Below are 17,551 nucleotides of genomic sequence, written 5' to 3' on the forward strand. Positions count from 1 at the left end.
GTCGTCACCTCAGCCGCAGAACACCGGCGTGGCGTGCGCCGGGTCCAGCGCGTTGGTCACCAGGTGCAGCGCCGTCGGCGAGAACGCGATCGTCACGTGCTCGACGAGCGAGACCGGGCAGTGGTCCTGCAGCACCACGTTGTCGACGTCCGGGCCGTTCAGGAACTGGGTCCGCCAGGGGGTGACGACCTCGTCGTACACGGTCGAGATCACCGTGTAGCTCACCCCCGGCACGGTGTCCGGCCGGGAGGCCATCGTCCGGTTGAAGTCCGAGCCCACCGCCTGGTCCCGGCAGGCCTGGCAGACGGTGTAGATCAGGTCGGCGACGCCCGGGAAGTAGGGTGCGAGGTTGACGATCCCGTCGAGCGTCGTGCCGTGGTCGGACGGTGCGAGCCCGACCAGTTTGCCGACCTTGGAGGCGCCGCCGAGGAACTTCAGGTAGTAGTTCGGCAGCATGCCGCCCTGGGAGTGCCCGACGATGTCGACCTTGGCCGCGCCGGTCGCGTTGCGCACCAGGTCGACGAAGCGGGCGAGTTGGGCCGCCGAGTCCGCCACCGGGCCGAGGCCCCCGATCGGTAGCAGCAGGCCGCTGCCGGTGGAGGTGATGCCGGGGATGGTCCCGTAGTCGAGGGCGAAGACGCAGTACCCGAGGCCCTTCAGCAGCGGGGAGAGCGCCAGCCAGTTCTCGTAGCGGTTGGCGAAGGTGCCGTACACCAGGACGACCGGGTCGGGGTGCGCGGCGGTGGGCCGGCAGTTCCAGTCGTTGGCGCCGGGCGGTGAGGCCACCGTGTCGCCGTCCGGCGGCAGTTCGGCGGCAGGGGCCGGGGCCGCCGAAGCCGCCGAAGCCGCCGAAGCCGCGTACGCGGGCGCCGCCGTCGCACCGGCCAGCAGCGCGCCCGCGAGCACGGCCGCGCCGAGCGCCCTGCCGATCACACTGCCGAACGCGCCGCCGAGCCCGCGGCGCAGGGGACTTGCGGAGAAGCGGAGAAGTGGGGTTCTCAACTGTTGCCTCCACAGCGGAAGTTTGTTACCAACAGGTAACCCGAGTGCCTCCATCATGCGGTCGCCCCTCCGGCCCGGCCCTTGGGCGTTCCCCAGACCTGGACGGTGTTCTCTGTGACCGGTCACAACGCACCCCACTGCACGCCCGCGAACTCACCGGCCCAGGCGCCGGGTTGGCGCATCCCGGTGATCGGCGGACGGCCGGCCGACCAACGCCTCCTCGGCGGCGTCCGCGAGCTGGCCGAGGCCGTCGTCACCGCCCTGCTGGACCGCGTGCCGGTCTACCGCAGCCTGCCCCGAGAACAGCTCACCGGCGAGCTCACCCGGGACACCGAGCGCCGGATCCGCGCCCTCGCCCACACCGTCCGCACCGGACTCCCCGCCCCCGCCGGTGAGTTCACCGCCGTCCGGGAGGCCGCCGCCCGCCGCGCCGAGGAGGGCCTGCCGCTGGACGCCGTCCTGCTCGCCCACCACCTCGGGCTGGAGGTCTGCTGGGAGTTCGTCACCCGGCACGCCCAGGACGGCGACGCCGCCGAACTGCTGGTGCTCAACCGGCTGCTGCTCGACCAACTCGGGCAGGCCACCACCGCCGCCGGCGCGGGCTACCTGGACGGGCGCCGACCGGCCGCCGACCGCCGCTGCGCGGCCCGGCAGTCCCTGCTGACCGCACTGCTCGCCGGCACTCCCGCCGACGAGGCCGCCGCCCGGGCCGGACTCCGACTGCCCGCCGGCTACGCCGTGCTCTGCCTGTCCGTCGCCGACCACCCCGACGAACACTCCCCCGAGGTCGACCCGGTCGTCGCCGCCCGCCGCAAGCTCCGCCGACTCGGCGCCGAACTCGACCACCGCACCCGGCAGTCGGCGCTCACCGCACTGACGTCCTCGGGCGGGCTGGTGCTCGTCCCGTTCGGCCCGTCCCCGAGCTCGTGCTCATCCCCAGACCCAACCCCAACCCCAACCCCAGCCTCAGCCTCAGCCTCAGCCGAGGACCCCACTGCCGCGGCCCCCTGGCCGCAGCTCGCCGCCACCCTCGCCGCAGCGGGCCGCGCGGCCGGTACGCCCGTACTCGCCGGAGCCGCCGCGGCCGTACCCACCGAGGTGCCCGACGCGGCCGCCCTCGCCTACGAAGTCCTGGACGTAGCCCGGGCGTTCGGGCGCCCACCCGGACTGCACCGGCTGGAGGACGTCCTGCTGGAGTACCAGCTCACCCGCCCCAGCCGGGCCCGCTCCCGGCTCGCCGCCCTGCTCGAACCCCTGGCCGGCGCCGGGGAGTTGCTCACCACCCTGCGCACCCACCTGGCCGGCGGCCTCAACCGCCGGCACACCGCGGACGCCCTGCACCTGCACCCCAACACCGTCGACTACCGGCTGCGCCGCATCGCCGTGCTGACCGGCCTGGACCCGACGCACCCCGCCGACGTCCTGCGGATCACCGCCGCCCTCGCGGCGCGGACGGCCGAACAGGCTTCGCCCGTACGGTAGTTCCGCTCAGAAAACGGCTCGTCGGCGATCCCGGAGGTCCCGGAGGTCCCGGAGGTCCCGCCCGAAGGACCGACGAAACGCTCGTCAGCCCTGCTCCCCCGGCAGCCGCAGGTCCCACCCGACCAGGGCGCGCAGCTGCTCCGCCGTCACACCGTCCGGCACCGGCTGGGGTGCGTCGTGGCGCAGCGGCGGCTGCCACCCCTCCTCCTCGGTCCAGCGGCGGACCACCTTGGCGGGCGCCCCGGCGACCACGCTGTGGTCGGGCACCTCGCCACGCACCACCGCGCCCGCCGCGACCACCACGTTGCGGCCGATCCGCGCCCCCGGCAGGATCACCGCTCCGGTGCCGATCCAGCTGCCCGCGCCGATCTCCACCGGCTCGTTGCGCGGCCACTGCTTGCCGATCGGCAGGTCGGTGGAGCGGTACTCGTGCGCCTGGTCGGAGATGTAGACGCCGGGCCCGGTCCAGACGTCGTCGCCGAGCACGATCGACTGGTGGCCGACGATGTGGCTGTCCCGGCCGATCACGCAGCCGCCGCCGATCCGCACGATCGGCTCCGGCCCGAGGTCCAGCCCGGGCAGGAAGCCCGCGCTGATGGTGACCCGCTCGCCGATGATCGAGAACGGCCCGATGGTGATCCACTGCTCGTTGAAGACCGCCCCGAGCGGGAAGGCGAGGGTCGTGCCGTCCCCCAGCTCGCCGAACCGGTAGGGGCCGGGGCTCTGGTTGGTGACCGCGCCGGTCCGCTGCACCCAGCGCCAACCCCGGTGGACGAGGCGTCCGGCGGCGCGGCGACCACCGGCCCGAACGGCGGAGAGGAGGGAGCGGGTTATCGGCATGCGCTCACGTTACCGGCCCGTAGCAACCGCCCGGCCGCCGGGCGGCCAAGATCACACGATCCCACATCACACGGCTCAAGATCACACCGGCCTCGTCCGCTCCCCCCGTCCAGCCGCCGGACGACGCCGACGCGGCCACCGGGCACCCGGGAGCCGCCGACCGTCACCACCGACGAGAGGACCCGGCCGTCAACGCACCCAGCGTGCGGGCCGCTTCTCCAGGAACGCCCGCATCCCCTCCTGCGCCTCCTCCGAGCCGAACAGCCGCGCCGACAGCTCCACCAGCTCGTCCGCGTCGCGCTCGAAGGAACGCACCACCTCGGCGTTGGCCAGCCGCTTCGACTCCGCCAGCCCCTGCGGGGAGCCCTGGCGCAGCGCGTCCAGCAGGCCCTTGAGCACGACGCCGGTGTCCTCGGCGGACGCGGTGGCGCTGGTGATCAGGCCGATCCGGGCGGCCTCGGCGGCGTCGAAGACCTCGCCGGTGAGGTAGTAGCGGGAGGCCGCACGCGGCTCCAGCTTGGGGCGCAGCGGCAGCGAGATGACGGCGGGCGCGAGGCCGAGCCGAACCTCGGTGAAGGCGAAGGTCGAGGCCGGTCCGGCGACGGCGAGGTCCGCCGCGCCGACCAGGCCGAGGCCGCCCGCCCGGACGTGCCCGTCGATGACGGCGATCACCGGCTTGGCGCAGTCCACGATCGCCCGCTGCAGCGCGACCAGGCCGCGCGGACCGACCGTCGGGTCCGCGCCGGTCGCCTCCGAGAGGTCCGCGCCCGCGCAGAACACCTTGCCGGTGTGGCCGAGCACCACGGCGCGGACCTCCGGGTCGGCCGCGGCCGCCGCCAGCCCGGCGTGCAGCTCGGCCATCAGGCGGGTGGAGAGCGCGTTGCGGTTGTGCGGCGAGTCGAGGGTGAGCGTGGTGACGGCGTCGGCGGTGCTGACGCGGACGAAGGGCTCTGCGCTGGTCATCGGCGGGTCTGCCTTCCGGCTGAGGGTGGGTCGGACTGCGGGCGCGACCGGGGGTGCCCGGACCGCGCCCGGACGACTCTGGCACGCCTACCCTCCCCTCGGCCAGAGCCAACCGGCCCCCCGCCGCCGGAACCACGCAGCGCACCAGCGGAGCCGGCAGACCCGCCCGTGGCCGGAAACCGGTGGTCAGACCCACCACGCGCACGGCAGCATCAACGCCATGACCACGACCGACGTCCCCGTCCTGCTCCTCGCACCGCGCATCAACGAGACGGGCCTGCAGCTGCGCACCGCCGCCGGGCTCCGGGGCCTGCGGGCGTGCGTCGCGACGTCCTGGCAGGCCCCGCGCGAACTGCTCGGCGCGCCGGTGCACGTGTACGGAGGGCCGCTGTTCGGCGACGCCGTCGGGCGGGAGCTCGGCCTCGGCCTGCTGGAGCCCGCCGCCGACTGGCTGACCCGACTGCCGCTTCCCCTGACCGGACGGCGGGTCACTTGCACCACCCTCGCCGAGGCACGGCGGCTGCGACGCCCGGCCTTCGTCAAGCCGCCGGCGGACAAGCTGTTCGCCGCCCGCGTCTACCCCGACGGCAGCGCGCTGCCGGGGCCCGAGGTGCTGGAGGGCGACACGGCGGTGCTGGTGAGCGAGGTGGCGCGGTTCGCCGTCGAGTACCGGTTGTTCGTCCTGGACGGCACGGTGCGGACCGGTTCGCGCTACGCGGTGAACGGCGAGCTGTCCGTCGCACCGCTGGAAACCATCGGGGCACCAGAAGGGGAGACCGCCAGGGCAGCCGACGGGGAGACCGCCGAGGTGCTCGCGTTCGGCCGTGAGGTCCTGGCCGCCTCCGCGTCGGACGCCCCGCTGCCCAGCGCCGCCGTGGTGGACGTCGGGCGTACGGAGAACGGCCGTTGGGCCGTGGTGGAGGCCAACGCCGCCTGGGCCAGCGGGGGTTACGCTGCCGCCCCGGAGGCCGTGCTCGAAGCGGTGCTCCGCTCGTCCGGCCCGGACGCCCAACTCACCACCACCGACCGGCCGTTCCTGCGCGACCTGCCCGAGGTGGTGCGCTGAGACCACGCGACTCCGGACCGTCGGGGCTTGCGGCTTCGGTGGATCATGGCGCAGGATCCGCGCCATGACCACCTCTCACCTCATCCACATTACCGAGCCGCCCGGCGTCGCGCCCGGCACCGGCTACACCCAGGTCGTCACCGGCAGCGGCCGGCTGGTCCAGGTCTCCGGCCAGGTCGCCTTCGACGAGCAGCGGAACCTGATCGGCGCGGGTGACCCGAAGGCCCAGGCGCGGCAGGTCTTCGAGAACCTGCGCCGCTGCCTGGCCGCCGCCGGGGCCGGGTTCGAGCACGTCGTGAAGTTCACCTTCTTCATGACCGACATCGCCTACCTCCAGGCCATCCGCGAGGCCCGCGACGAGCACCTGGGCACCCTGCCCCTGCCGGCCGCCTCCGCGATGCAGGTGGCGGCGCTGTTCAGGCCCGACGTACTGATCGAGATCGAGGCGCTGGCGATCCTCCCGGAGTAACCGAGGCCCTGAGCAGCCGAGGCCCTGAGCACCCTGGGCCCGGGGCGTCAGACGGCCGCGAGCCCCGCGTCCCGCCGTCCGGCCCAGCGGACGACGGGGCGCATCGCCAGGCCGGCCGCCGCAAGCACCGCGCCCAGGACGACCCAGCCGATCGTCCCGTACCCGATCACCAGCGTGCTGACCAGCGCCGGACCGGCCATCAGCGCCGCCGCCGTTCCCGCGTTGAACACGCCCTGGTAGGCGCCATGGTCGCGCTCGCCCGCGAGGTCGTAGCTGAGCGCCCAGCCGCCCGCCTGCCCGACGACCTCACCGAGGGACTGCAGCACGACCCCGCCGAGCACCACTGCGGCCGCGGCGACCGCGGGCAGGCCGTGCGCCAGTGAGAGGACCAGGCAGGAGGCCGCGAGCACCATCCCCGCACGCCCACAGGCCCGGGCGGCGGCCGTCCGTTCGTCGATGCCTCGGGTGGCCCGCATCTGGAGGGTGATCACCAGCAGGGTGTTGACGACCAGGGTGCCAGCCACGGTGATCCGCGGCGCGTCGGTCTGCTGGACGATCCAGAGCGGCACACCGACCTCCAGTACGGCGAACTGCAGGCAGAGCACCGCGTTCAGCACCGTCAGGGCCAGGAACGGGCCGTCCCGCAGCGCGGGATTGCGACGCCGGCCCTGCTTGGCGCCCTTGCCCGAGGGGGCCGACGGCTTCGGGACGCCGGTCTTCGACGCCTGGTCGGCGACGGACCCGTCGACTGCCGACCCCCCGCCCGCCGACCGCTCGACGGCCGACCGCTCGACCACCGATGAACGCCGCAGGTCGGAGAGGCGGTGGAACAGCAGCGCCGCGACCACGAAGGAGGCGGCATCGGCCAGGATCGCCGCCACGTAGACCGGCCGGGTGTCCACCTGAAGTGCGATCGCGCCGAGAGCGGTGCCCAGGCAGATGCCCACGTTGGTCACCACCCGCAGGTAGGCCCGGCCCGCCACCCGGCGGTCGGCGGGCAGCACCTCCGCGTAGAGCGCGTTCCGCACGGCGGCGGACCCGCGGTCGACGGCGGAGACCAGGCACGCCAGTGCGACGAACGCCGGATAACTGTGCACCAGCGCGTACCCGGCCGTGCCGACCGCCTGCACCGAGACCAGCGTCACCAGCACCCTCCGTGCGCCCCAACGGTCGGCGGCCCGGCCGGCGGGCACACTGGCGACCACCCCGCACAGGCCGGCCGCGGTCATTCCGAGCCCCAGCTGGGCGGCGCTCAGGCCGAGCACCCGGGTGAAGAACAGCACCGCGACGGAGAGGGAGAGGCCGTTGCCCACCGTGTTGACCAGGGTGATCCCGGCCAGCCGACGGACCGTCGGGTCGGGGTGCAGGCGTCGTCGGACGGCACCGAGGACTTCGGTGTCACCAGGGCTTTCGGGTATGGCAGGGGAAGGTGCGGAGGACTCCGCCGTCGAGGTGGTCATACGAAGATCCCACCGCCCAATGGGGTGGTCCAGGTAATCCTTTAGGCTCTGGCTAAATCCGAAGCGGACGTCCCGCCTGCCTGCCCGCCCCACGTGCCCGCATCTGGCCGCTTCTGCCCGCCTACCTGCCCCGGATTCCAGCCGAAGGACGCCCTGTGCACCGGTTCACACTCCGCCTGGCCGACCTCGCCACCACCTGGTTCGCCACCTCCCCGATCCACGAGGCCGTACTCAGTCTGCGGATGTGGACCCACCCCGGCGTCTACCACCTCCAGACCCAGGCCTTCGAACAGCTGAGGCCGGCCTTCGAACAGCTGGACTCGCGCCTGCTGCTCTCGCTCGTCGCCGAGAACCGCTGGGTACCGGACTTCCTGACCCCCCGCCCGACCTCCCCCTCCCCCGAGTTCCGCTCCGAACTGGCCGCCGTCCGCGCACTGCCACCGGAGCAGTTGCGCGCCGAACTGGAGCAGACCTTCCTCCCGCACGGCCAACCGCTGCCCGCCACCCTCGCCGCCGGACTCGCCGACCCGGAAAGGCTGTTGGCGCGGATCGCCGACGCAGTGGAGGAGTACTGGGAGAAGTGCCTCGCGCCGTCCTGGTGGCCACAGGCCCGCGCCGCCCTGGAGGCCGACCTGGTCTACCGGGCCCGACTGCTCGCCCAGCACGGCGCGACGGCCCTCTTCGCCGACCTCGACCACCGGCTCCGCTGGGAGGACGGCGTGCTGTCCATCGACCGGCAGTGGACGGACGGGGACGTGGAGACCCCCGTGGACGGACGCGGCCTCGTCCTCTGCCCGACCTTCTTCGCCCGTGGCGCGATCACGATGATCAGCAACGACCGTGCGCCGCAGATCAGTTACCCGGCGCGCGGACAGGGAGGCATGACCGGGCGGGCCGCACCGGTGCCGCGGCAGGCCATGGAGGCGCTGGTCGGCGCACCGAAGGCCCGGCTGCTGGCGCTGCTCGCCGAGCCTGCCTCCACAACCGACCTCGCGCACCGCCTCGGCGTCACTCCGGGCGCGGTCAGTCAGCACCTGTCCGTCCTCGCCGCCACCGGCCTGGTCACCCGGGCTCGCCACGGCCGCTCGGTGCTGTACCGGCGCAGCCCGCTCGGGGACGAGCTGACGGGCGCGAACAGATGACAGCCGACAGACGACAGCCAACAGATAACAGCAGACAGATAACAGATGTTGAAATCTGTCATCTGTCAGCTGTCGCTCGTCAACCGCCATCCCTCCACCCAGTGGTACAGACCTGTTGACGCATTGGTCCAGTCCTCCTACAGTGCCCATGCCTTGCCTCCCCACGGCACAGGCACCGATCGCACACGGATCACCCCCGGTTCTACATCACCCTGTTCAACCCCCACAGTCACAGGGAGAACCATGTCCGCTCGATCCCGGGCCGGGCGCCCGCGCGTGCGCAGCAGACTGCTGGCACTGCTCTCCGTCCTGCTCCTCCCGCTCGCCGCACTCACCGCGCTCGCCGCCCCGGCGAACGCCGCCGGCAAGCTCACCGCCACCTTCACCACCGCCGACAACGGCTCCTGGTGGCAGGGCACCTACATCGTCCACAACGACAACGCGACCGCCGTGTCCGGCTGGAGCCTGGAGTTCGACCTCCCGGCGGGCGTCACGATCGGCAACAGCTACAACGGCACCGCCACCGTCAACGGCCGACACGTCACCGTCGCCGCCGCGTTCTACAACTCCACCGTCAACGCCCACAGCACCACCGAGCCGTACAGCTTCTGGTTCGTCGGCACCGGCCCGGTCTCCACCTCGCTCAACTGCCGCATCAACGGCGACAAGTGCGACGGAACCCCCGACGTCCCGCCGTCCGCACCAGGCGCCCCGACGGTCACCGAATCCACTGCCCACACGCTCGCCCTGAGTTGGCCGGCCGCGACCGCCGGGGACTTCCCGGTCGCCTCGTACGACGTGCTGAGCGGCGGCACCGTGCTCGCCTCCGGCCCGTCCACCAGCGCCCTGGTCACCGGCCTCACCCCGGCCACCTCGTACACCCTGACCGCCCGGGCCAAGGACAGCCGCGGCAACCCGGGCCCGCTCAGCACACCCGTCGCGGCCGCCACCTTCGACCCGTCCACCGACCCCGTCCCACCCACCGCACCGACCAACCTCCGTACCACCGCGGTCAGTTCGACGGACCTGACGCTGGCCTGGAACGCCTCGACCGACAACGTCCGGGTCGCCGCGTACGACGTGTACCAGGGCGCCACCCTGGCAGCGACGGTCACCGGCAAGACGCTGACCGCGACCGTCGGCAGCCTCTCGCCGTCCACCACCTACACGTTCACCGTGAAGGCCCGCGACGCCGCCGACAACGCCTCGCCCGCCTCCACCCCACTCACCGCAACCACCTCCGACCTGGTCGGCGCCGGAAAGTACGCCCGGGTCGGCTACTTCGTCCAGTGGGGCATCTACGGCCGCCAGTACTTCGTCAAGAACCTCGACACCTCGGGCAGCGCCGCCAAACTCGACGTCGTCAACTACGCCTTCGAGAACATCGATCCGGTCAACCTGACCTGCCTCGCGGGCGTCACCAAGGGCACCACCGGCAACCCGCAGGACCCGGACCAGGGCACCGGCGCCGGTGACGCCGACGCCGACTACGCCCGCCCGATGAGCGCCGACCAGTCGGTGGACGGCGTGGCCGACGACGGCTGGGGCAAACTCCGCGGCAACCTCAACCAGTTGAAGAAGCTCAAGGCCAAGTACCCGAACCTGAAGGTGGTCGTCTCGCTCGGCGGCTGGACGTACTCCAAGTACTTCTCTGACGTCGCCGCCACCGACGACTCCCGCAAGAAGTTCGTCAAGTCCTGTGTCGACACCTGGATCAGGGGCAATCTGCCGGTCTACAACGGCGCCGGCGGCGACGGCGTGGCGGCCGGGATCTTCGACGGCATCGACCTCGACTGGGAGTGGCCCGGCTCCGGCGACGGCCACGCGGGCAACCACTGGAGCGCCAAGGACAAGGACAACCTGTCCCTGCTGCTGGCCGAATTCCGCAAGCAGCTCGACGGGTTGGGCGGCTCGCACAGGCTGCTCACGGCCTTCACCCCGGCCGACCCGGCGAAGGTCGCCGCCGGCTGGGACCTGGGCAGGATCTTCACCTCACTGGACATCGCCAACGTCCAGGGCTACGACTTCCACGGCTCGGGCAGCGACAACTCCTGGGAGCCCAACCGCACCGGCCACCAGGCCAACCTGTACCAGGACCCGAACGACCCCTACAACACCCACTTCAGTGTGGATGCGGCCGTCCGGACCTACCTCGGCGCCGGGGTCAACCCGCGCAAGCTCACGATCGGTTTCCCGTTCTACGGGCGCGGCTGGCAGGGCGTGGCGGACGGTGGCGCGAAGGGTGTCTGGCAGTCCGCGGGCGGCGCCGCGCCGGGCCAGTTCGCCGAGGAGGCCGGGACGCGCGGGTACCACAACCTGATCACGAGCGTCTCCGGTCTCACCGTCTACCACGCCCCCGAGTCCGTTGCGACGTACGGCTACACGGGCGCCGGCGGCCAGTGGTGGACCTTCGACGACGCCTGGTCGATCGCCCAGAAGACGGCCTACCTCAAGTCGAAGAACCTGCTCGGCGGCATGATCTGGGAGATGTCCGGCGACACCCCGGCCGGCACCCTCATGACCGCCCTCGACACCGGGCTCACATAGCCGCCCGCGCCGGCGGATCGGCCCCTCGCGACACGAACGAGCCGGTCCGTCACCCCGAACGAGCGCGGGGCCGGCGTCCCTCCCCACAGGAGGAACACCGGCCCCGCACACCATCGAACGGCCGTCAAGCGAACGGCCCTCAAGCAAACAGCCCCTCGCGCGAACAGCCCTACCGCGACGCCATCGCCGTCAGCTTCCGCGCCGCCCGGTACTGCCGCAGCACCTGGGAGAAGGTGGTGTGTCCCTGGGTGGTCCGGGCGAAGGCCCGCCACGCCGCCGGCACCAGGCAGACCGCCGCGTGGAAGAGGTACGGCCGCCGCTCGAAGGCGCCCAGTAGCTGCTTGCCCGCACGCATCTCCACGCCCAGCCCGGCCTTGACCGCGAACGCGTAGTTCAGCGCCTCGCGCCGCACCGCCGCCGCGTTGCCCGCCTCGGCGACCTTGACCGCCCACTCGCCGGCCAGCCGGCCCGAGCGCAGCGCGTACGAGATGCCCTCGCGGGTCCACGGCTCCAGCAGCCCGGCCGCGTCCCCGGCGACCAGCACCCGGCCGCGGGAGAGCGGCGAGTCCTCGGCCCGGCAGCGGGTCAGGTGCCCGGACTCGATCCTGGGGGTGAACCCCGAAAGGCCCAACCGCCGGATGTAGTCGGCGAGGTACTGCTTGGTCCGCTCGCCGTCGCCGCGCGCCGAGATGACCCCGACGGTGAGGCTGCTGGTCTCGGTCTTCGGGAACACCCAGCCGTAACTGCCGGACAGCGGGCCCCAGTCGAGGTGGATCCGGCCCGCCCAGTCGGCGGCGACCTGCGCCGGCACCGGGATCTCCGCCTCCAGGCCGAGGTCGATCTGGTCGAAGGTGACGCCGACGTGCCGGGCGATCCGGCTCGCGCTGCCGTCCGCGCCGACCACCGCGCGGGCCTCGAAGGTGCGCCCGTCGGCCGCCGTCACCAGCGCAGTCCGGTGCTCGCCGCCGCGCTGCTCGACTCCGGTGACGGTCACGCCGGTGACCAGCACCGCCCCGGCTGCCTTGGCCGCCTGCACCAGGCGCAGGTCGAACTCGTCCCGGTTGACCAGGCCGAACAGCATCCGCTGGGAGCGCCGCGTCCGGGTGTACCGCCCGTTGTACGCGAAGGTGACGGCGTGCACCCGGTCCTGCAGCGGCAGCCGGAAGTCCGGCGGCAGACTGTCCCGGGAGGGGCCGATGATGCCGCCGCCGCAGGTCTTGTAGCGGGGATGCTCGGCCTTGTCGAGGAGCAGCACCCGGCGGCCCTGGGCAGCGGCGGCGTGCGCGGCCGAGGAGCCCGCCGGTCCGGCGCCGACCACCACGACGTCCCAGACGCCGTCGAGCGGCGAGGCCGAGTCGTCGAGCGGGCTGTCGAGCGGGCTACGGGAATCGGAGCTTCCGGAGTCAGTCACGTCGACCAATCCTATGCGTCCGACCGCCCCACCGGGCGCCGCACCACCGGAACGGCGACGCGCCAGCCGACACCGCCCGCCCCCACCCGCACCACCCGGCCCCGCCCCCGCACCACCCGCCACCACCCGGCCCCGAACCACCCGATACCGCTCCGCCTATGATCGGCAGTACCCCAACCGAAGCCCCCGCCCGCATCACCCCACGGGCGGCCCCATCCCCTCGGAGCCCCGATGTCACAGCCCCTGGCCGACGCCGTCCGGTCCCTGATGGACCGTGCCCGCACCGACCTCGCCGAGCTGGTCGCGTTCCCGTCGGTCGCCGACCCGCGCCAGTTCCCGGTCGAGGAGTGCGAGAAGGCCGCGCGCTGGGTCGCCGACGCGTTCGCCGCCGAGGGCCTGACCAACATCCAGCTGCTCGACACCCCGGACGGCACCCAGTCCGTCTACGCCGAGCTGCCCGGCCCCGAGGGCGCGCCGACCGTCCTGCTCTACTCGCACTACGACGTCCAGCCCCCGCTCGACGAGGACGCCTGGATCAGCCCGGCCTTCGAGCTGACCGAGCGTGACGGCCGCTGGTACGGGCGCGGCGCCGCCGACTGCAAGGGCAACATCCTGATGCACCTGACCGCCCTGCGGGCGCTGCGCCAGGTCTACGGGGACGCCTACCCGGTCGGCCTGAAGATCATCGTCGAGGGCTCGGAGGAGCAGGGGACCGGCGGCCTGGAGCGCTACGCCGAGGCGCACCCCGAGCTGCTCACCGCCGACGCCATCATCATCGGCGACACCGGCAACTTCGCCGCCGGCCTGCCGACGGTGACGGCCTCGCTGCGTGGCATGACGGTGGTCGAGGCCACGGTCACCACCCTGGCCGGCAACCTGCACTCCGGCGCGTTCGGCGGCGCCGCCCCGGACGCCCTGCAGTCCCTGGTCCGGATCCTCGCCTCGCTGCACGACTCGAACGGCGACGTCGCAGTCGCCGGGTTGGCCGCCGACCAGACCTGGGACGGCGTGCAGTACCCGGAGGAGCAGTTCCGCGCCGACGCCAAGGTGCTCGACGGCGTCGCCCTGACGGGCACCGGCACCATCGCCGACCGCCTCTGGGCTCGCCCGTCCGTCACCGTCCTCGGCATCGACGCGCCGCCGGTGATCGGCGCGACCTCCTCCGTCCAGGCCGCCGCCAAGGCCCTGATCAGCCTGCGCGTCCCGCCGGGCACGGACGCCTCCGCCGCCCAGGACGCGCTGGTCGCCCACCTGGAGAAGCAGGTCCCGCTCGGTGCCCGGCTCACCGTCGAGCGGCGCGGCAGCGGCTCCCCGTTCCGCGCCGACACCACCGGCCCGGCCTACGAGGCGATGGGCGAGGCGATGGCCGAGGCCTTCGGCACCGACATGGTCGCCTCCGGCGAGGGCGGCTCGATCCCGCTCTGCAACACCCTGCGCTCGCTCTACCCGCAGGCCGAGATCGTGCTGATCGGCGTCGAGGAGCCGGCGACCCAGATCCACGCGGTCAACGAGAGCGTCGACCCGCAGGAGCTGGAGCGGATGGCCCTCGCCGAGGCCCTGTTCCTCCGTCGCTACGCCGAACTGCGCTCCGTCTGACGGACGTTCGAAGCCCGACCGACACCCGAGTCCTGACCGACCTTCGGAGCCCGACCGCCACTCGGGCCGGGACCGGCGTTTCGGTTTCGGCCGGCCCCCGGCCGCCCGCCGCGCAACCGGCGGGCGGCCGCCACCACCGCCGCGTACCCGACCGCCCCCACCGCGAGCCCGGCCCCGGCGCCGAAGCAGACCTCCGGCACCAGGTTCCGCTTCAGCGGGCTGAGCCGGTGCAGCACCCCGGCCGCCGTCGCCGCCCCCAGCACCGCGACGGCGGCCCGCCGCGTCCGGGGCGCGAGCCGGACGGTCGGGCGCACCGGCTCGACGGCCCCCACCGCACGCGCTGCCCAGCCGCCCATCGCCGCCAGCGCGAGCGCCGAACTCCCGTACTGCAACGACTCGTACAGCGGTACCCCGGCCACCTCCCGGTCCAGTACGGGCAGTAGCCGCACACCCAGCCGACCGCCGTGCGTGAACGCGTCCCACCCGACGTGGGTGGCCGCGCCGATGGCCGCCGACGCCGCGAACCACGCCACGGACGCCCCCGTTCCGCCCCCGCTCCCGGCCCGCCGCACCGTCAGCGCCTCGGCCCCGCCCGACCACCGCTCGGGCAGCAGCGCCACCAGCGGCCCCCGCAGCAGGCCGTGCCAGCCCGCCACCAGGGCGCCGGCAATCACCACGTCCAGCGTCGGCACCGCCCACCAGCGGTGCGTCAGCCCGCCGTGACCGTAGACCCCGGGCAACAGGGACTCGGCGAAGAACGGCACGTCGGGCGCCATCGACCCGGCGACCAGCGCCGACGCCACCAGCGGCCCGCGCTCCCCGGCACGGCGCAGCAGGGGCAGGACGGCGGCGGGATGGCTCAGCGTGAACGGCATGCCCCCATCCTCCCGCCCGCACCGGCAACCCGACCAGCCCGGCCGGCCCGCCCGGCCCTCGCACCGGCAACCCGACCAGCCCGGCCGACCCTGGCCCTCGCACCGGCGACCCGCCTGGCCGTGGGCCGGAGCCCACGGCCAGGCCGCACCGACGGGACGTCCGGGCCGGCCCCCGCCCTACGCCGCGTCCGCCGTGCTCGCCAACCCGACCGCCACCCGGCACCCCGCCTCCAGGTACCGCAGCTCGCCACTGCGCCGGGCGTCCAGCGCCGCGGCCAGGCGCCGGTACCGGCTCGGCGGCAGCAGTTCGGCGGCCTCGTCCAGGGTGACGAAGCGCCAGCTGCGCAGTTCCTCCGGCTGCAGCAGCAGGTTCTGCCGGCCCTCGGCGTCCAGCAGGCCGCCGTCGTACATCAGCCGCAGGCCGCCGCGGCGCGGGCCGGTGCGCGGCTCCCAGTCCACGGCGAGCAGGCGCAGCCCGGTGGGGTCGAGGCGCAGGCCCAGTTCCTCGGCGGTCTCCCGCAGGGCGGCGTCGGTGGGGGCCTCGCCGCGCTCGACCACTCCGCCCGGGAAGTCCCAGTCGGGCTTGTAGACCGGGTCGACGAGCAGGACGCGGTCCTGTTCGTCGAAGAACAGGACGCCGGAGGCCACGGTGTCCCCGGTCGGGTCCGGGGTCTGGACGATCGGGCAGCGCGCGGCGCCGACCCGGACGAGCTCGGCGATCCGCAGGGCGGTCTCCCGAGGGGTGAGCTCGCTGGTGTCGACCATCCTGGCGTCCCCGACCAGCCAGCGACGGGCGGCGCGGTAGCGGGGCAGGTGTTCGAGGCACCAGGCGCGGACCCGCTCGCTCGCCTCCGGGTCGCCGGGGCACTCCTCGCGACGGGCGATGCGGTCTCGCAGGATCGTTTCTTCGGGATCCAGCACGAAGTGGTGCACGGTGATCCCGTGGGAGGCGAGGTCGCCGAAGATCTCGTCCCGGTAGTCCTCTCTGAGCAGGGCCATCGGGACCACCAGAGGGCCCCCGACCTCGGTGAGCAACGCGGCCGCCGTCTCGGGGACGAGCCGGCGCCAGGCCGCCAGGTCCTGGAAGTCCGACACCGTCGCCAGCCGGTCGGCCGGAAGCATCCGGCGCAGGCCGAAGCCCACCAGCTCGGGATCGAAGAGCACGCTCCCGGGCAGCAGTTCCACCAGCTCGCGGCAGGCACTGGTCTTGCCCGCCCCGAATGTGCCATTGACCCAGACGATCACAACGTCCCCTGCCCCTCGACTTCCCCCGATGCCGTTCGCACCGGGCAGCGCCCCCGTCGGCCGAACCAGCGCCACCCGTGGTGGTACCCGCCCCACGCCGCTCCCCATGCCTGCCCGCCGCGCCCGTCCGCGCGCTCCGCCTTGCCCCGTGACAGCGGCATGTGCCCAGGCCAGGCGCCCGCACCCGGAAATATGCAGACCGGTCTACATCAGAATTGCACCCCTTCACCACTGCTCACGCACAGGACGTCCCATGGGCCGACTTCCCGTGCGCGCCCCGCTCGCACGCCTCACCGGCGCGCCGCCCGCGCCCCCGACACCACCCCACCCCGCCCGCGCACTCCCGCCCGCGCCGCGCCGCGCCGCGCAACCGCCGCACACGACGGCTACGCCGGCCGGCGGCACCACGCCTCGGGGGCACCCGCCGGAGCGGATGCCCCCGACCCGCGAACCGGCGGCAGCGCTACGGCCGCCCCATGTACGCCGGGTAGTAGCCGCTGCTGATCCCCGAGATCCGGATGTTGGTCCCCGGCCGCGCGGCCTCGACGTACTGGTTGTTGCCCAGGTAGATCGCCACGTGCTGGATGCCCCGCTCGGTCCCGTCCGGGGACCAGAACAGCAGGTCTCCGCGGCGCAGCTGACTCGCCGTGATCGGCGTGGTCGCCTCGTACTGGTCGTTGGCGACCCGCGGCAGGTCGATGCCGCCGCGTCTGAACGCCTGCTGGACCAACCCCGAGCAGTCGTACCCGTCCGGCCCGTTGCCCGCCGTCATGAAGGGCTTGCCCAGCTGGGCGAGCGCGTACTGCACGGCGGTCTCGACGTCGCGGTCCTCGGCGACCGAGTCGTGGGACGAGCCGGAGGAGGCCGAGGAGCCCGCGGAGGAGCCTCCGGTCCGTGCCAGGTAGATCTCGTAGTGCGAGGTCCAGCGCCACTCCCCCTTGCTGTTGCGGAACCAGTAGCGCGACCCGTCCCACCCCTGCTTGATGCCGCCGCTCGACTTCACGCTGCTCGACGCCTTGGTCCCGCTCCCGGTCCGCGCCAGGTAGACGCTGTAGTGGGAGGTCCAGCGCCACTGCCCCTGGCTGTTCTTGAACCAGTACCGCGAGCCGTCCCACCCGGCGTGCGCCGGCGCGGCCTCGGCGGCCGCGGGGCTCACGCCGATACCGAGGCCGAACACGCCAGCTCCGGTCGCGATCACGGCCACCATGCCTATCCCCCGGCGGAGCCGCGCGGCCCGGGAGGGACGGGGGGAAGAGGCGGTGGCAGCACCCTGCTGCCCGGTCGGTTCGTCGGCGGCATCCGGCGCGCCGGTATTGACGGTGGTCATCCTGCTGACTTCCTTCACTGCTGCGTATCGCATGCGGACGGCCGCCGGAGCGGCGGCTGCGGACCTGCTTCGAGCCCGCCGTACGCCCGGCACCGCCGGTTCGTACGGCTCGGCAGACCCCTGTCC

At 73.5% G+C, this 17,551-nt stretch carries 14 protein-coding genes; 6 read left to right on the top strand and 8 right to left on the bottom strand.

Annotated elements, in window-relative coordinates:
• Nucleotides 1–9 precede the first annotated feature (9 nt).
• Nucleotides 10–906, bottom strand: coding sequence for an esterase/lipase family protein (locus tag CRP52_RS04210; protein ID WP_257032994.1), 897 nt, complete (start codon nucleotides 904–906; stop codon nucleotides 10–12).
• Nucleotides 907–1,116: 210 nt separating this feature from the next.
• On the opposite strand from CRP52_RS04210, the gene CRP52_RS04215 reads away from it, so the two are divergent.
• Nucleotides 1,117–2,484, top strand: a complete 1,368-nt coding sequence (locus CRP52_RS04215) for a PucR family transcriptional regulator (RefSeq protein ID WP_097235146.1) — start codon at nucleotides 1,117–1,119, stop codon at nucleotides 2,482–2,484.
• 84 nt (nucleotides 2,485–2,568) lie between these two features.
• On the opposite strand, the gene CRP52_RS04220 is transcribed toward CRP52_RS04215, so the two are convergent.
• Complete coding sequence (locus CRP52_RS04220; protein ID WP_097235147.1) at nucleotides 2,569–3,324, bottom strand: acyltransferase; 756 nt, start codon at nucleotides 3,322–3,324, stop codon at nucleotides 2,569–2,571.
• A gap of 189 nt (nucleotides 3,325–3,513) precedes the next feature.
• Nucleotides 3,514–4,287 carry an enoyl-CoA hydratase family protein gene (locus tag CRP52_RS04225; RefSeq protein WP_097235148.1) on the bottom strand — a complete coding sequence of 258 codons (774 nt, stop codon included), beginning with the start codon at nucleotides 4,285–4,287 and terminating at the stop codon, nucleotides 3,514–3,516.
• Nucleotides 4,288–4,507: 220 nt separating this feature from the next.
• Between CRP52_RS04225 and CRP52_RS04230 the strand changes: the two genes are divergently transcribed.
• Complete coding sequence (locus CRP52_RS04230) at nucleotides 4,508–5,353, top strand: ATP-grasp domain-containing protein (protein WP_097235149.1); 846 nt, start codon at nucleotides 4,508–4,510, stop codon at nucleotides 5,351–5,353.
• A 64-nt stretch (nucleotides 5,354–5,417) separates the two neighbouring features.
• Nucleotides 5,418–5,822 (top strand): RidA family protein, encoded by a 405-nt coding sequence (locus CRP52_RS04235; protein WP_097235150.1) that lies wholly within the window; start codon nucleotides 5,418–5,420, stop codon nucleotides 5,820–5,822.
• Nucleotides 5,823–5,869: 47 nt separating this feature from the next.
• Here CRP52_RS04235 and CRP52_RS04240 read toward each other — a convergent pair whose 3' ends face one another.
• A complete protein-coding gene (locus CRP52_RS04240; protein WP_097235151.1) occupies nucleotides 5,870–7,282 on the bottom strand; it encodes an MFS transporter in 1,413 nt (470 codons plus the stop codon).
• A gap of 155 nt (nucleotides 7,283–7,437) precedes the next feature.
• Here CRP52_RS04240 and CRP52_RS04245 point away from each other — a divergent pair, with 155 nt between their 5' ends.
• Both CRP52_RS04245 and CRP52_RS04250 read left to right on the top strand, forming a co-directional pair.
• Complete coding sequence (locus tag CRP52_RS04245) at nucleotides 7,438–8,424, top strand: ArsR/SmtB family transcription factor (RefSeq protein WP_218893064.1); 987 nt, start codon at nucleotides 7,438–7,440, stop codon at nucleotides 8,422–8,424.
• Nucleotides 8,425–8,667: 243 nt separating this feature from the next.
• Nucleotides 8,668–10,971: a glycosyl hydrolase family 18 protein gene (locus CRP52_RS04250; RefSeq protein ID WP_097235152.1), complete on the top strand. Its 2,304-nt coding sequence runs from the start codon at nucleotides 8,668–8,670 to the stop codon at nucleotides 10,969–10,971.
• Nucleotides 10,972–11,140: 169 nt separating this feature from the next.
• On the opposite strand, the gene CRP52_RS04255 is transcribed toward CRP52_RS04250, so the two are convergent.
• Nucleotides 11,141–12,382: a geranylgeranyl reductase family protein gene (locus CRP52_RS04255; protein ID WP_097235153.1), complete on the bottom strand. Its 1,242-nt coding sequence runs from the start codon at nucleotides 12,380–12,382 to the stop codon at nucleotides 11,141–11,143.
• 231 nt (nucleotides 12,383–12,613) lie between these two features.
• Here CRP52_RS04255 and CRP52_RS04260 point away from each other — a divergent pair, with 231 nt between their 5' ends.
• Complete coding sequence (locus CRP52_RS04260; RefSeq protein WP_097235154.1) at nucleotides 12,614–13,978, top strand: dipeptidase; 1,365 nt, start codon at nucleotides 12,614–12,616, stop codon at nucleotides 13,976–13,978.
• On the opposite strand, the gene CRP52_RS04265 is transcribed toward CRP52_RS04260, so the two are convergent.
• The 3 genes from CRP52_RS04265 to CRP52_RS04275 form a co-directional block, all read right to left on the bottom strand.
• The gene (locus CRP52_RS04265; RefSeq protein ID WP_097235155.1) at nucleotides 13,954–14,853 is read right to left on the bottom strand and encodes a DUF4184 family protein; all 900 of its coding nucleotides are present in this window, start codon (nucleotides 14,851–14,853) and stop codon (nucleotides 13,954–13,956) included. The genes CRP52_RS04260 and CRP52_RS04265 overlap by 25 nt on opposite strands.
• Before the next feature lie 177 nt (nucleotides 14,854–15,030).
• Nucleotides 15,031–16,098 (bottom strand): NUDIX hydrolase, encoded by a 1,068-nt coding sequence (locus CRP52_RS04270; protein WP_097235156.1) that lies wholly within the window; start codon nucleotides 16,096–16,098, stop codon nucleotides 15,031–15,033.
• A 463-nt stretch (nucleotides 16,099–16,561) separates the two neighbouring features.
• Nucleotides 16,562–17,425, bottom strand: coding sequence for a C40 family peptidase (locus tag CRP52_RS04275; protein ID WP_179852679.1), 864 nt, complete (start codon nucleotides 17,423–17,425; stop codon nucleotides 16,562–16,564).
• Nucleotides 17,426–17,551 lie beyond the last annotated feature (126 nt).

The organism is Streptomyces sp. 1331.2, assembly GCF_900199205.1.
GTDB lineage: Bacteria > Actinomycetota > Actinomycetes > Streptomycetales > Streptomycetaceae > Kitasatospora.